This is a genomic window from Actinomadura opuntiae (genome assembly GCF_030283205.1).
Taxonomy (GTDB): domain Bacteria; phylum Actinomycetota; class Actinomycetes; order Streptosporangiales; family Streptosporangiaceae; genus Spirillospora.
The window spans coordinates 1-13692 of the sequence record NZ_JASNWF010000026.1; the positions used below are offsets into that span (position 1 = coordinate 1).

Consider the following 13692-nt stretch of genomic DNA (forward strand, 5'->3'; position numbering starts at 1 on the left):
GGGGCTCTGGGCGGCCAAGTCTCCTCAGCCATCGGACGGCGACTACATGGCAGCCATACCCAGAGCCCCCGGGCCCACCGATCTTACGAACGACCAGTTCAGACCCAAGGAAAAAGGTAGGACTCCATGGCAACGACCGAGCTGCTGCTCAAGAACGTGCGGGTGGTCCGCCCCGACGCCCCCGAGGGCGCTGAGCCCGAACCGCTCGACATCGCCGTCAACGACGGCACCATCGTCCGCCTTGCGCCCGACCTTCCCGATGACGACGCCGCGACGGTGATCGACGGCGGCGGCAAGCTGGCGTTCCCGGGCGTCGTCGACGCCCACCAGCATTGGGGCATCTACAACGAGCTGGCCACCGACGCCCGTTCGGAGAGCCGCGCCAGCGCGCAGGGCGGCGTCACCACGTCGTTGACCTACATGCGCACGGGCCAGTACTACCTGAACAAGGGCGGCCCCTACCGCGAGTTCTTCCCCGAGGTGCTGAGCGCCGCCAGTGGCAACGCCTATGTCGACTACGCGTTCCACCTTGCGCCGATGATGGCCGAGCACATCGACGAGATCCCGTACCTGGTGGAGGAGCACGGCGTCACCTCGTTCAAGATCTTCATGTTCTACGGCAGCCACGGGCTGCACGGGCGCTCCACCAGCCAGAGCGAGTTCCTGATGACGCCGCCGGACGAGCGGTACGACATCGCGCACTTCGAGTTCGTCATGCGCGGCATCCAGAAGGCCCGCGAGCAGCTGACGGACTACGCCGACCACATCTCCCTGTCGCTGCACTGCGAGACCGCCGAGATCATGACGGCCTACACCAAGATGGTCGAGCAGGAGGGCAAGCTCACCGGGCTGCGCGCCTACAGCGCGTCGCGTCCGCCGCACTCGGAGGGCCTGGCCGTCACCATCGCGTCCTACCTCGCGCACGAGACGGGCCTGCCGAACATCAACCTGCTGCACCTGTCGTCGGAGAAGGCGCTGTCGGCGGCGCTGACCATGGCGTCGGCGTTCCCGCACATCGACTTCCGCCGCGAGGTCACCATCGGCCACCTGCTCGCCGACGTCGACACCGCGCACGGCCTGGGCGGCAAGGTCAACCCGCCGCTGCGCGAGCGCGAGGACGTCGAGGCGCTGTGGCGGCACGTCCTGGCCGGCGAGGTCGACTGGATCGTCAGCGACCACGCCTGCTGCCGCGACGAGATGAAGTTCGGCGCCGACCGCGACGACGTCTTCCTGGCCAAGTCCGGGTTCGGCGGCGCCGAGTACCTGCTGCCGGGCCTGGTCGGCGAGGGCCTCAAGCGCGGCCTGCCGCTCCAGCGCGTCGCGCAGCTGACCTCGTGGAACCCCGCCCGCCGCTACGGCCTGCTCACCAAGGGCACGATCGCCGAGGGCTACGACGCCGACATCGCGCTGGTCGACCCGGACGTGTCCTGGACGGTCCGCGCCGCCGACTCCGAGTCCGCGCAGGAGTACACCCCGTTCGAGGGCTTCCCGATGACCGCGAAGGTCACCGACACCTTCGTGCGCGGGCACCACGTCTACGGCGACGACCGGGTGCTCGGCGACCCGGTCGGCACGTACCTGCGCCGCGGGCGCTGACGGCTCCTAGGATCATCGGGTGACCGACCAGACCGTGGAACGGCAGTCCTCCGGCACCGAGGTGGCCGGGCGGGTCGCCGACGTGCTGCTGCTGTTCGCCGGGGGCCCGCAGTACCTCGGCGTCAGCGCGATCAGCCGCGAGCTCGGCATCTCCAAGGCCGTCGTGCACCGCATCCTGCGGTCGCTGGTGTCGCGGGAGATGCTGGAGACCGACCCCGGCGGGTACCGGCTCGGGCCCGCCGCCGTCGCGCTCGGCGTCAGCGCGCTGCGCCGGTTCAACGTCCGCAACGCCGCCGCGCCGGTGCTGCGCCGGCTGCGCGACGAGACCGGCGAGACGACGACGCTGTCCGGCCTGGTCGCCGACGAGCGGGTCTACCTCGACCAGTTCGAGAGCCCGCACGAGGTGAAGATGACGGTCGAGGTCGGCCGCCGGTTCCCGCTGCACGCGGGCTCCTCGGGCAAGGTGATCCTCGCCTTCCTGCCCGAGGAGCGCCGCGAGGCGCTGCTGGCGCGGCCGCTGGCCGCGCTGACGCCCGGCACCGTCACGGACGTGGCGGCGTTGCGCGCGCAGCTCGCCGAGACCGCGCGCGACGGCGTCGGCGTCTCGCTCGGCGAGCGGCAGGCCGACGCCGGGTCGGTCGCCGCCCCGCTGTTCGGCCCGGACGGCGAGGTGCACGGCTCGATCAGCGTCTGCGGGCCCCGGCACCGCTTCACCCCGGAGGCGATCGACCGGTACCGGACGCTCGTCCGCGACGCCGCCGAGGAGATCACCCGGAACTGGACGACGCGGGGCCGACCGTCCGGAAGTGGGTCGTGAAGCGCCGCTGGTCGTCCAGCGTGTGGAACGCGACGCCGGGTGGCGCCGCGTAGTCGGCGACCGCGCCGTCCTGTCCGGGCAGCCGGATCGTGGAGACGACCCCCGGCGCCACCAGCAGCGGCCGTCCGGCGAACGTCGTGACCGCCGCAGTGTGCGCATGCCCGCACAGCACCGCCACCACCTGCGGGTTCCTCTTGAGCACAGCGGCGAGACGGTCCTCACCGAACTGCCGGATCGCGTCCACGTACGGGACGTTCAGCGTGACCGGCGGATGGTGGAAGCAGACGAAGGCGGGAGCGTCGGGCTGCTCGCCGAGCACGCCGTCCAACCAGGTGATCGTCTCGTCGTCGAGGAACCCGTGATCCTCCCCGGGGACGGACGAGTCGCACATGGCGAAGACCGCGCCGCCGACCGTGTGCACCCGGTTGACCGGCCCGCCGGACGGCTCCTCGCCGAGCAGCGCCTTGCGGAAGGCCTCCCGCCGGTCGTGGTTGCCCGGGCACGTCAGCACCGGGAGCGGCGACCGGAGTACCGCGCGGGCCTGCTCGTACTCGGCGGGCGCGCCGTGGTCGGCGATGTCGCCGGTCACGAGGACGGCGTCGAGCGGCAGGCCGTCCAGCCGGCGCATGACGCGGCGGGCGCGTTCGAGGGCGCGCTCCCCGCCGTCGAGGTGGGTGTCGCTGAGCTGCGCGAAAGTGAGCATGCCGCGAACCTAGGCACCGACCGGACCGACTTTAAGATCCAGTTCCATGGCGAAAGACTGGACCAGTTCCGGAGTGGACCTGCATCTGGAGCTCGATCCGTCCGGCGGGCGCCGGGACGCCCTCGAACGGGCCCTGCGCGACGCGATCCGCACCGGGCGCCTCGGGCCCGGCGCGGCCGTCCCCTCGACGCGCGCCCTCGCCGCGCAGCTCGGGGTCTCGCGCGGGACCGTGACGGCCGCCTACGACCAGCTGGCCGCCGAGGGCTACCTGACCGCGCGGCAGGGCGCCGCCACCCGCGTCGCCGAGATCCGCCCCGCCGAACCGCAAGCGCCGCGCCCCCGCCCGGCTCTCGCGGCAGCGCCCGCCTGGGCCGGTTCGTGGGCGACCGCCGGGACGGTGGCGCACGACCTCCGCCCGGGCCGTCCCGACCTCGGCACCTTCCCCGCCTCGGCCTGGCTGCGCTCGACCCGCCGCGTCCTGAACACCGCGCCGCCGGAGGCGCACGCGCTCAGCGACCCGCGCGGACGCCCCGAACTGCGCGCCGCGCTGGCCGGATACCTGCGCCGCGTCCGGGGCGTGGACGCCGACCCGGAGCGGATCGTGATCACGTCCGGGTACGCGCAGGCCCTCGGGCTGCTCGCCCGCGTCCTCGCCGACGCCGGGACGTCCGCGATCGCCATGGAGGAGCCCGGCCACCCCTACCACCGCGCCATCGTCGAGTGCGCCGGGCTGCGGGTCGCGCCGCTCCCGGTGGACGACGGCGGTGCCCGCACCGACCTGCTCGGAGACGTCGGCGCCGCCGTGCTCACCCCGGCGCACCAGTACCCCGCCGGCGCGACGCTCGCCCCGGACCGCCGCCGCGCCGCGACCGCCTGGGCCCGCGGGACCGGCGGGATCATCGTCGAGGACGACTACGACGGCGAGTTCCGCTACGACCGCCAGCCCGTCGGGTCGCTGCAGGGCACCGCGCCCGGCCACGTCGTCTACGCGGGCACCGCGTCCAAGACGCTGGCCCCGGCACTGCGCCTGGCCTGGACGGTGCTGCCCGCCGGCCTGGTCGAGCCGGTGACGGAGGCCAAGCGGCTCGCCGACGCGCACACCCCGTCGCTCGGGCAGCTCGTCCTCGCCGACATGATCGACAGGCACGCCTACGACCGGCACGTCCGCGCCGCCCGCCTGCGCTACCGGCGCCGCCGCGACGCGCTGGTGGCCGCGCTGCGGCGCCGGGCGCCGCACGTCCGGGTGCTGGGCGTCGCGGCCGGGCTGCACGCGCTCGTCCTGCTGCCGGACGGCGGCCCCGGCGAGGAGGAGATCATGGCCCGCGCCGCGGCCCGCGACCTGGCACTGCAGCCGCTCGGCGAGTTCTGGCAGCGTCCGGACGGCCGGCCGCGCGGCCTCGTCGTCGGCTACAGCACCCCGCTCCAGGCCGGCTACCCCGCGGCCCTCGACGCGCTGTGCTCGGTCCTGGCGTACAAACCGCGATCGGTCCGGTTTGTCGGCCCTGGTCATTAGCGCCGGAGGGGGGTTCTGCAAGGATCGTCTGCCATGAGCCTTCTCGAGACCCTGGCCGGCAAGGGACTGCGGCGCGAGCCGCCGACGCGGGACGAGGCGCTGGCGGTGCTGGCGACGTCCGACGACGACCTCCTCGACGTGGTGGCCGCCGCGGGCCGCGTCCGCCGGCACTGGTTCGGCCGCCGGGTCAAGCTGAACTACCTGGTCAACCTCAAGTCCGGGCTGTGCCCCGAGGACTGCTCGTACTGCTCGCAGCGGCTCGGCTCGCAGGCCGACGTCCTCAAGTACACCTGGCTGAAGCCCGAGGAGGCCGCCGACGCCGCCGCGGCCGGGATGGCGGCGGGCGCCAAGCGCGTCTGCCTGGTCGCCAGCGGCCGCGGGCCCACCGACCGGGACGTCGAGCGCGTCGCCGACACCATCGCCGCGATCAAGGAGCGCGGCGACGTGGAGATCTGCGCCTGCCTCGGCCTGCTCCGCGACGGCCAGGGCGAGCGGCTCGCCGAGGCCGGCGCCCACGCCTACAACCACAACCTCAACACCTCCGAGGGCGTGTACGCCGACATCTGCTCCACGCACGACTTCAGCGACCGCCAGGACACCGTCAAGAAGTCCAAGGACGCCGGGCTGTCCCCGTGCTCCGGGCTGATCGCCGGCATGGGGGAGACCGACGAGGACCTCGTCGACGTCGCGTTCGCCCTGCGCGACCTGGGCGTCGACTCCGTCCCGGTCAACTTCCTCATCCCGTTCGACGGCACCCCGCTGGCCGAGCGGTGGACGCTGACCCCGCAGCGCTGCCTGCGCATCCTGGCGATGGTCCGGTTCGTCAACCCGGACGTGGAGGTCCGGCTCGCCGGCGGCCGCGAGATCCACCTGCGCAGCCTCCAGCCGCTCGCCCTGCACATCGTGAACTCGATCTTCCTGGGCGACTACCTGACCAGCGAGGGCCAGGCCGGCAAGGCCGACCTGGAGATGATCGAGGACCTCGGGTTCGAGGTGGAGGGCGCCGACACGCCCAGCATGCCCGAGCACCGCCGCACCGAGGCCGTGGCCGTGCGCCGCCGCGGCGCCGGCACGGCGCTGCCGCCGAACGCCTGACCGCCCGTCCCGGCGCCCGGCCGCACTCGGGCGGGCGCCGGAACGGCCGTCACCCGGACTTGGCGATGATGTCGGCGATGTTCCGCTCGGTCAGGGCCGCGATCGTGAACGACGGGTTGGCGCCGCCGACGCTGCCGGGGATCATCGACCCGTCCAGCGCGTACAGGCCCTTGTAGCCCTTCACCCGCCCGTACAGGTCGGACGACTCGCCCAGCACGCAGCCGCCCAGCGGATGCGCGGTCAGCGTCGCCGGCCACCTCACCGAGATCGGGATGGCGTCGGAGTTGGCGTGCATGACCTTGTTCACCCAGTCCGACGCCGACTTGGCCGCCGCGTCCGCCTTGCCCGCCCAGTCCGTCAGCTTCACCTGCTTGCTCGCCTTGTCGTAGACGAACGCGGCCCGGTTCTCCGTGTCGGCGGTCATCACCAGCGTCTGAAGGATCGGCAGGCCCTGCGCCTCGATCAGCTGCCAGCTCTCCACGCGGATCGGAAGCGCGAACTCCCCGTCCACGAAGATCGTGGACGCGCTCGGCGCGCCCTGGCTCGGCCCGGCCGGGCCCGTGTAGCTGTAGCCCGCGTACTGGTCGCCGTTGTCGCCGAAGCCCGTCCCCACCGAGGCGGCCAGGTCGGGCAGCGCGCCGGTCTCCCGCGCCGCGACGAGCAGCCGGTTGGTGTTGAGCGTCCCGGCGCACAGGAACAGCATGTCGCAGGTGTACTCGACGGTGTCGAGGGTCTTGCCCGCGGTGTCGAGGTGCCGGACCGCGAGCCGGTACCGCCCGTCCGTCCCGACGCCGATGGACTCCACCTCGCTCATCGTCTGGAACTGCACCTTCCCGGTGGCCTTCGCCGCCGGGATGTAGTTCACCGTGAGGCTGTTCTTGGCGCCGTCACTGCACCCGAAATCGGTCTCGCCCGCGATGGCCGACGGCCGCACGGTCCCGGAGAGCTCCTTGCGGATGACGTCCCAGTTGAACATCGACAGCAGCTTCTCGGAGCTGTACCCGGCCTTCGCGATGTGCTGGTCCCACACCCGCGAGTGCGTGAACGGCGCCGACCCGTAAATGTCGTCCGGCATCACGCTGGGTTTCAGTACCGACTGCACCATCGGATACCACTTGGACGTCATCTCCTGATAGGTGATGCCGGTCGGGAACAGCCTCTCGAAGTACTTCTGCGGCGGCGCCACGGTCGCGCACGTGTAGACCAGCGACCCGCCGCCGAGGCCCGCCCCGCACGCGATGTTGAGGTTCTTCTCGTTCGACACCTCCATGACGCCCGCGTACGGCGTCATCGGGAACGGCAGCACCATCGGCCAGTCGGCGTAGGTGCGGAACCAGAACATCTTCTCGCTGTAGTTCAGCTGCGACCCGAACACCGCCTTCTGCGGGTCGGTCGGCCATTCCTGCCCGCGTTCCAGGACGAGCGTGTCGACGCCCGCCTGCCCGAGCCGGTACGCGCTGATCGACCCGCCGAAACCGGAGCCGACCACGATCGCCTTGTAGTCCGTCCGTCCCGCCGCGGCCGCGGGACGGCCGAGCGCCCCGCCCAGCGCGACGGCCAGCCCGCTCCCCGCGGACACCTGCAGAAATGATCGGCGACTGAGAGTGCTCATTGGGGTGAACCTCCGGCCTCGGGGTGGTTGCCGGAAACTGTCACCCACGCCTGCGGCGCGCGGAATGAAGCCTGTGACCAACTTCACTCCGCGGCTTTGTCAATGGACTGACAGAACGGAAATCCGTTGCGCCCGAACCCGCAGGATCGGCAGCATGCGGGAATGATCCCGCCCGCCGACGCCACACCCGCCACGCCGGAAACGCCCGCCACACCGCCCCCTGCCGCCGGTGAACGCCTCCCGTGGACGGCCGTCCCCGCCGCCCTGCGCACCGCCGTCGAAGAGGCCCTCGGCGGGCGCGTCGCCGAGGCGGTCACCCAGCGCGGCGGCTTCTCCCCGGGCGTGGCCGCCCGCCTGCGGCTCGCCGACGGCCGCCGCGCCTTCGTCAAGGCGGTCGGGCCGCACCTGAATCCCGACAGCCCGGACATCCACCGGTCCGAGGCGACGATCGCCGCCGCGCTGCCCGCCCACGCGCCCACGCCCGCGTTCCTCGGGTCGTTCGACCGCGACGGCTGGGTGGTCCTGCTGTTCGAGGACGTGGACGGCGCGCCCCCGGCGCAGCCCTGGATCCGCGCCGAACTGGACCGGGTCCTAGACGCCGTGGACGACCTGGCCCGCAGCCTGACCCCTGCCCCCGTCCACGCCCCGTCGGCCGAGTTCCGCTTCGCCGACGAGTTCCGCGGCTGGCGCCTCCTCGCCGATGCGCACCGCCGGGGCGAGGACGACCTGACCGGCCTCGACCCGTGGGCCGCCCGCCACCTGCCTCAACTGGCGGCCCGCGAACCCGCCTGGCCCGCCGCCGTCCACGGCACCACCCTCGCCCACGCCGACCTGCGCGCCGACAACCTCCTCCTCACACCCGACCGAGTGGTCGTCGTCGACTGGCCCTGGGCCTGCACGGCCGCCCCCTGTTTCGACCTGCTGCTGCTCCTGCCCAGCGTCCGCATGCAGGGCGGCCCGCCCTGCGAACCGCTCTTCGCCGCCCACCCCCTCGCCCGCGACGCCGACCCTGACGCGGTGACGACCGCCCTCATCGCCTGGGCCGGCTTCCTCGTCTGGAACGGCCGCCAACCCCCGCCACCCGGCCTGCCCACCCTCCGCGCCTTCCAGACCGCCCAAGGCACCGCCGCCCTCGAATGGCTGAAAACCCGAACGCTCTGAGAGCGTTCCACTCACGGTGCGAGGCCGCTGCGCCGTTCGCATCGCTCCCAGACGGCATCGCACACGGCCTCGCCCAACACGCTCGCGCGCCTCGGTGGGCGGTCCTTCGCGAGTGGGGAGAGCGCATCCACCTCACCGGTTGCGCCGCAGCGGCGCTGGACGCCGCGAACCGCGAATGGCTCCGCAGCGACGGCGCGGCCGACCGCACCGACCTGCTCGACCGCGCGTTCGGCGCGATGGCCCCCACGATCTGACGAAGGCGCTGATCACGCGAGCGGCCGGGGGCCGGCGGCCAGGTTCCGCTGCCCCCGCCCGGCCGGGAAGTCGGCCCATACCGTTGTGCCCGGGCCGTCGGGGCGGTGTCCCCACGCCTTGGCGAGCGCGGCGACGATGTGCAGGCCGCGCCCGCTCTCACCGCTCGGGTCGGTCCGCACGACCGGCCGCGCGCCGTTCGCGCCGTCGTCGGTCACCTCGGCGCGCAGCACGCCCCGTCCCGCCCACAGCGCGATCGTGATCTTCCCGCCCCTCCCGGACGCGGTGTGCCGGATCCCGTTCGCCGCCAGCTCGTCCACCACCAGCGCCATGTCGGCCAGCAGTTCGTCACCGGGCGCGACGTACCCGGGAACGAACGTGTCCCGTAGAAAAAGCCGAACATAAGGGACGGACCGCTCAATTCCCGGAAGCGTGAGCGCTCCCAGAAGTTCCATCGCGTCTTTCTGTCCCGTCCACGCATACCGAGCCTTGCCGGATGTCATCGCACCCTTCCTCTCTTCGACATCCGTCAGGCTCACTGCACTCCGTCACCTCATCAACACGTTCCTGCGAGGTGAGAGCCATCTGCCCGTGGCGTGTGCAAAAGCTGAAGTATCTAATTTCGAATGTATGGAAGCCGTGGCAAGCCACCGCCAATCGAACACCCAGGGTGACATCATGCTGACATGTCGTCAGGAGATCAGTTCTCATATCGTCGGCGAAAGATCGGGAATGCGCTACGCCGATACCGGGACGAGCGCGGCCTGACGCAGGAGGCCGCGGCACGGCTGGTCGAGCGCTCTCCGGCGTCGCTCAGCGCCTACGAGAACGGCCACCGCGCCATCCGCCCTCGGGACCTCCGCCAGATTCTCGACCACTATGGCGTTACGGACGAACGCGAACGTGCCCGTCTGCTCGACCTCGCCGCGCAGGGGCGCAAACCCGGCTGGTGGCGCGACTTCGACGTTCCGAAGACTCCGTTCATCGTGGACTTCGTGTCCCTTGAAGGGGAAGCCTCACGCATCCGCTCCTTTGAGAGCACGGCCGTCCCGGGCCTCCTGCAGACCCCCGCGTACACGGCCGCGGTCTTCGCGGCGTACGACTCCATCCGAACCGAGCCGCATCGAAAGAAGGCGGTGGAGTTCCGGCTGAGGCGGCAACACATTCTCGACAAGCCCACGCTGCGCGCCTCCTGGGTCGTCGCCGAGGCCGTGTTGCGCATGCTCGTCGGGGGCCCGAGCGTGATGAACGGGCAACTCACGAAGATCCTGGCGGTCGCGGAGGAAAGTCGACATGACCTGAGGGTGATGCCGTTGTGCGCGGGCGCGCACCCGGGCATGGACGGCTCGTTCACGATTCTGGACGTCGGGGCGGAAGTTCCTCTGCAAGTCGTGGCGACCCACAGCCTCACCCGCAGCTGGCTCATCGACGAGCCAGCAAGAATCGCCGAGTACGAACGGGTGCATACGGAGCTCACATCGCGGGCGCTCTCGGAGAGTGACTCCTGTGATCTCATTCGGGAGATAGCGTCTCAACTATGAGCGGACATTTCCCTGAGCGGGCGCGGTGGCGCAAGAGCAGTTACAGCACGCAGGACCCGGCCGAGTGTGTGGAGGCCGGCCGCCTGGCGCGGGACGTCGTAACGCGGGACTCAAAGGATCCGTCCGGACCGGTGCTCGCGTTCGAACCACGGGAGTGGGCGGCGTTCCTCAGCGAGATCAAAGGTGGTGCGTACGACTCATGAACGGGCGCGAGTTGCCCACGATGTGTTGGCGGACCAGCAGTTACAGTTCTGGGCAAGGGACTCAGTGTGTCGAGGTCGGGTGCATGACGCGAGGTGTCGTGGCGCGGGACTCGAAGGACCCGTCGGGGCCCGTGCTGGCCTTCAGTCCGGGGGAGTGGGCGGCGTTCCTCGGTGACGTTAAGCGCGGCCTTTATGACGCGTGATCTGCCCGAGGCGGTAGCGGTCCTTCTGAGGGACGCCGGTTGAGTCGCTGCGTTGCGGGATGGGTGGTGGGCTGGTCAGGGGTGGGTGGTGGTTCGGCGGACGATGGTCCAGGGGGCGGCTCGGGAGTCCAGTGGTTCGCCGAGGGCCGCGCGGGCGCAGGCGGCGCCCTGGTCGCGGAGCGACTGGGCGACCGTCGTCAGGCCGAGCCGCGCCGCCACCGCCGCGTCGTCCCACCCGGTCACCGCCACGTCGCCCGGAACGGTGCGGCCGGCGGCGCGGACGGCGTCGAGGACCCCGGCCGCCTGCTGGTCGCTCATCGCGGCGATCGCGTCGGGCGGCTCGGGGGAGGCCAGCAGGGCCGCCGCGATCCGCTCGGCCTCGGCCGTGTCGTTGCGCGCGCACACCGCGACGGTCACGTCGCGCCAGGCGATGCCGGCGCTCTCGGCCGCCTGCCGGTAGCCCTCCAGCCGGTCGCGGGTCACCGGGAACAGGACGTCCGGCGGATCGATGCCGGTAGTGATCGTGCTGACCCGGTCCCGGGAGAGCGGGAAGCTCACCACCGCCGGACGTGACGCGCCCGCGAACGCGAGCGCGCCGATCGCGCGGGCCGCCGCGCGGTTGTCGATGCTCACCAATCCGAGCCCGGGGACCGCCGGGCCTCCGTGGACCACCGCGGGACGCTTCACCGCCCGGACGGCCGGCAGGACCGGGTCGTCGTCGGAGGTGGTCCAGACGACGAACCCGTCGACGGCGGCCTCGGTGATCCGGCGGCCGTCGTCGGCGGCGCCGGTGATCGGCAGGATGGTCATGCCGTACCCGCGATCGGCGCAGACGTCGGCGATCCCCGCCAGGAACGACGCCGCCTCCGGATCCTCGAACGCGTAGCTCAGATGCTCGCCCATGACGACGCCGAGGGCGCGGGTGCTGCCGCGGCGCAGCGACCGGGCGCTCGGGTCGGGACCGGCGTAGCCGAGCCGGGCCGCCGCGTCGAGCACCTTCGATCGCGCCCGGTCCGACACGCGCTCCGGCCGGTTGTAGGTGTACGAGGCGGTCATGACCGAGACCCCGGCCAGCTCGGCGACCTGCGCGAGCGTCACCCGCTTGGCATCCGCGGACGATTCCATGACGACCAGCCTAGCGGGCTTGTGTATCGTTACACATATGTCCGGGATGCCTGCCTCGTCGCCGCGCCGCCTGATCGCTTCGGCGATCGTGGCCTTCGCGGCGTTCGGCGCTTTCTGGGGTGTGTGGGGTGCCTCCGTGCCACGGGTGCAGCGGCAGGCCGGCATCGACGACGGCGGACTCGGCTTCGCGCTGCTGTTCGTGGGCGGTGGCGCCCTTCCCTCGATGCTGCTCATGGGCCGGGCGCTCGACCGATGGGGGCCGCGGGTCGCGGCCGCGGCCATCGCCGCCCTCGGCTGCGCCGGCGCCGGAATGGCGCTGACCGCGGTGGACCTGCCGTCCCTGTGCGCCGGGCTGGCCGTCGTCGGCGCCACCAGCGGAGCGGCGGACGTGGCCATGAACGCGGTCGCGGGTCGTGCGGAGAGGATCGCCGGCCGTCCCGTCATCACCCGCGCCCACGGCGTCTTCTCCAGCCTCGTGGTCCTCGCGAGCCTCGCCACCGGGTCGGCCGCGTCGCTGCCGGTCGTGGTCCCGTTCGCGGCCGTGGCCGTCGCCTCCTTGGCGGCCGGCGCCGCCCTGCTCGCGACCCTGGGCGCCGGAAGCGGCGACGGGCGGGCCCGGGAGCACGTCCCGATGCCGTCCGGACGGGGCGGGATCGTCCCGTTCGTGCTCATCGGGACGCTGGGCGCGCTCGGTTTCGCCGGGGAGAACGCGCACCAGAGCTGGAGCGCCGTCTTCGCCCACGACGAACTCCACTCGGGCACCGGGCTCAGCGCCGTCGCGCCCGCCGTGTTCGCCGGAGCGGTCGCGATCACCCGGTTCGCCGTCGGCGGGCTCAAGGCCGCCCACGCCCGCACCGTCCTCCTCGCTGGCGCGACGGTCGCCGCCGGCGGGGCGGCCCTCATCGCGGCGGCGCCCACGCTCCTCGTCGCCGGGCTCGGGCTCGCGGTGGCCGCCGCCGGAACCGCGGTACTGTTCCCGACCCTGCTCGGCATCGTCTCGCGGAACGTCGAGGAGTCCCGCCGCGGCCGCGCCACCTCCGTCGTGACGACCGTGTCCTACCTCGGGTTCCTCCTCGGACCGGTGTACGTCGGGCTGTGGGCCGACGCCGTGGGGCTGCGCGCAGCCATGCTCGCGATCGCCGCCCTCGCCGCCGCCCTGCTCGTCCTCACCCCGGTGTTCCTGCGTCTCAGCGGCCTCGGCACCAGTACGCCGGACGCACGTGAGCGGGACGGCCGGGTCCCGGTGCGCTGATCAGCGGACGATCAACCCCGCGGGTCGCGGACGACCCCGGCGATCGTCGTGCTGACGACCCGGCGGACGGCCTCGGGGTCCGGGCGGGGGCCGGTCCGGTCGGCGAACACCAGGTGCCCGGCGCCGACCAGCATCGGGGCGAGGGCGTCCACGTCGGCGTCGGCGGCGATGCGGCCCAGGTCGCGTTCGGCGACCAGGTAGGAGGCGATCATGGCGGTCGCCTCGGAGGCGAGCGGCACCCCGGTCGGCCTGGTCGCGCGGAGCTTGGCGCGCAGCTCGTCCCGCGAGGTGATGAGGGCGACGATGGCCACCGCGACCGTCTCGAACACGCTGGTCAGGGCCTCGGCGAGGTTGCCCGCGACGGTCCCGGTCCCGGCCGACGCGCGCAGGTCCGCCTCCTGCGCCCGGACGCGGGCGATGCGGTCCTCGACGAGTTCGGCGAGGAAGGTGTCGAAGTCGCTGAAGTGCCGGTGCAGGACGCCCTTGGCGCATCCGGCCTCGGTGGTGACGGCCCGGCTGGTCAGCGCGTTCGGCCCGTCGCGGAGCAGGACGCGCTCGGCCGCGTCGAACAGCTGCTGCCGAGCGTCCCGCAGAGCCACCCCGGTCGGCACAGTGCACC

General features: G+C 72.5%; 14 protein-coding genes. 9 read left to right on the forward strand and 5 right to left on the reverse strand.

What is annotated here, in order from left to right; translation table 11 throughout:
• Positions 1–126: 126 nt before the first annotated feature.
• Together QP089_RS40670 and QP089_RS40675 are read left to right on the forward strand one after the other, a co-directional pair.
• Positions 127–1596, forward strand: a complete 1470-nt coding sequence (locus tag QP089_RS40670) for a dihydroorotase (RefSeq protein ID WP_285919549.1) — start codon at positions 127–129, stop codon at positions 1594–1596.
• A gap of 19 nt (positions 1597–1615) precedes the next feature.
• Positions 1616–2413 (forward strand): IclR family transcriptional regulator, encoded by a 798-nt coding sequence (locus QP089_RS40675; RefSeq protein WP_285919551.1) that lies wholly within the window; start codon positions 1616–1618, stop codon positions 2411–2413.
• Here QP089_RS40675 and QP089_RS40680 read toward each other — a convergent pair.
• Positions 2364–3116 (reverse strand): phosphodiesterase, encoded by a 753-nt coding sequence (locus tag QP089_RS40680; RefSeq protein WP_285919553.1) that lies wholly within the window; start codon positions 3114–3116, stop codon positions 2364–2366. The genes QP089_RS40675 and QP089_RS40680 overlap by 50 nt on opposite strands.
• Positions 3117–3162: 46 nt before the next feature.
• Between QP089_RS40680 and pdxR the strand changes: the two genes are divergently transcribed.
• Both pdxR and bioB read left to right on the forward strand, forming a co-directional pair.
• The gene (gene pdxR / locus QP089_RS40685) at positions 3163–4629 is read left to right on the forward strand and encodes a MocR-like pyridoxine biosynthesis transcription factor PdxR (protein WP_285919555.1); all 1467 of its coding nucleotides are present in this window, start codon (positions 3163–3165) and stop codon (positions 4627–4629) included.
• A 33-nt stretch (positions 4630–4662) separates the two neighbouring features.
• Positions 4663–5724 (forward strand): biotin synthase BioB, encoded by a 1062-nt coding sequence (gene bioB / locus QP089_RS40690; RefSeq protein WP_285919557.1) that lies wholly within the window; start codon positions 4663–4665, stop codon positions 5722–5724.
• A gap of 49 nt (positions 5725–5773) precedes the next feature.
• Here the strand turns inward: bioB and QP089_RS40695 are convergent, their stop codons facing one another.
• Entirely contained in the window at positions 5774–7336 is a 1563-nt protein-coding gene (locus QP089_RS40695; protein ID WP_285919558.1) for a GMC oxidoreductase, read from the reverse strand.
• A 162-nt stretch (positions 7337–7498) separates the two neighbouring features.
• Here QP089_RS40695 and QP089_RS40700 point away from each other — a divergent pair, with 162 nt between their 5' ends.
• Positions 7499–8497, forward strand: a complete 999-nt coding sequence (locus QP089_RS40700) for an aminoglycoside phosphotransferase family protein (protein ID WP_285919560.1) — start codon at positions 7499–7501, stop codon at positions 8495–8497.
• Between the two features lie 266 nt (positions 8498–8763).
• Here QP089_RS40700 and QP089_RS40705 read toward each other — a convergent pair whose 3' ends face one another.
• Positions 8764–9204, reverse strand: a complete 441-nt coding sequence (locus QP089_RS40705; RefSeq protein WP_285919562.1) for an ATP-binding protein — start codon at positions 9202–9204, stop codon at positions 8764–8766.
• 231 nt (positions 9205–9435) lie between these two features.
• Here QP089_RS40705 and QP089_RS40710 point away from each other — a divergent pair, with 231 nt between their 5' ends.
• Genes QP089_RS40710 through QP089_RS40720 form a run of 3 tightly spaced genes read left to right on the forward strand, consistent with a single transcriptional unit; the run spans position 9436 to position 10696 of the window.
• Positions 9436–10290: a helix-turn-helix domain-containing protein gene (locus tag QP089_RS40710; RefSeq protein WP_285919564.1), complete on the forward strand. Its 855-nt coding sequence runs from the start codon at positions 9436–9438 to the stop codon at positions 10288–10290.
• Positions 10287–10493, forward strand: a complete 207-nt coding sequence (locus QP089_RS40715; protein ID WP_285919566.1) for a DUF397 domain-containing protein — start codon at positions 10287–10289, stop codon at positions 10491–10493. The genes QP089_RS40710 and QP089_RS40715 overlap by 4 nt, the downstream gene beginning before the upstream one ends.
• Positions 10494–10513: 20 nt before the next feature.
• Positions 10514–10696: a DUF397 domain-containing protein gene (locus QP089_RS40720; RefSeq protein ID WP_285919764.1), complete on the forward strand. Its 183-nt coding sequence runs from the start codon at positions 10514–10516 to the stop codon at positions 10694–10696.
• A gap of 75 nt (positions 10697–10771) precedes the next feature.
• Here the strand turns inward: QP089_RS40720 and QP089_RS40725 are convergent, their stop codons facing one another.
• Positions 10772–11821, reverse strand: a complete 1050-nt coding sequence (locus QP089_RS40725) for a LacI family DNA-binding transcriptional regulator (RefSeq protein WP_285919568.1) — start codon at positions 11819–11821, stop codon at positions 10772–10774.
• Between the two features lie 37 nt (positions 11822–11858).
• Here QP089_RS40725 and QP089_RS40730 point away from each other — a divergent pair, with 37 nt between their 5' ends.
• Positions 11859–13073 (forward strand): MFS transporter, encoded by a 1215-nt coding sequence (locus tag QP089_RS40730; protein WP_285919570.1) that lies wholly within the window; start codon positions 11859–11861, stop codon positions 13071–13073.
• Positions 13074–13084: 11 nt separating this feature from the next.
• Here QP089_RS40730 and QP089_RS40735 read toward each other — a convergent pair whose 3' ends face one another.
• Entirely contained in the window at positions 13085–13684 is a 600-nt protein-coding gene (locus tag QP089_RS40735; RefSeq protein ID WP_285919572.1) for a TetR/AcrR family transcriptional regulator, read from the reverse strand.
• Positions 13685–13692 lie beyond the last annotated feature (8 nt).

Excerpts from the sequence above, each read along its gene's own strand:
- QP089_RS40730 (WP_285919570.1), top strand. The coding sequence starts at position 11,859 with ATGTCCGGGATGCCTGCCTCGTCGCCGCGCCGCCTGATCGCTTCGGCG.
- QP089_RS40715 (WP_285919566.1), top strand. The coding sequence starts at position 10,287 with ATGAGCGGACATTTCCCTGAGCGGGCGCGGTGGCGCAAGAGCAGTTAC.
- QP089_RS40680 (WP_285919553.1), bottom strand. The coding sequence starts at position 3,116 with ATGCTCACTTTCGCGCAGCTCAGCGACACCCACCTCGACGGCGGGGAG.
- QP089_RS40670 (WP_285919549.1), top strand. The coding sequence starts at position 127 with ATGGCAACGACCGAGCTGCTGCTCAAGAACGTGCGGGTGGTCCGCCCC.
- QP089_RS40725 (WP_285919568.1), bottom strand. The coding sequence starts at position 11,821 with ATGGAATCGTCCGCGGATGCCAAGCGGGTGACGCTCGCGCAGGTCGCC.
- QP089_RS40720 (WP_285919764.1), top strand. The coding sequence starts at position 10,514 with ATGTGTTGGCGGACCAGCAGTTACAGTTCTGGGCAAGGGACTCAGTGT.
- QP089_RS40695 (WP_285919558.1), bottom strand. The coding sequence starts at position 7,336 with ATGAGCACTCTCAGTCGCCGATCATTTCTGCAGGTGTCCGCGGGGAGC.
- pdxR (WP_285919555.1), top strand. The coding sequence starts at position 3,163 with ATGGCGAAAGACTGGACCAGTTCCGGAGTGGACCTGCATCTGGAGCTC.
- QP089_RS40705 (WP_285919562.1), bottom strand. The coding sequence starts at position 9,204 with ATGGAACTTCTGGGAGCGCTCACGCTTCCGGGAATTGAGCGGTCCGTC.
- bioB (WP_285919557.1), top strand. The coding sequence starts at position 4,663 with ATGAGCCTTCTCGAGACCCTGGCCGGCAAGGGACTGCGGCGCGAGCCG.
- QP089_RS40710 (WP_285919564.1), top strand. The coding sequence starts at position 9,436 with ATGTCGTCAGGAGATCAGTTCTCATATCGTCGGCGAAAGATCGGGAAT.
- QP089_RS40700 (WP_285919560.1), top strand. The coding sequence starts at position 7,499 with ATGATCCCGCCCGCCGACGCCACACCCGCCACGCCGGAAACGCCCGCC.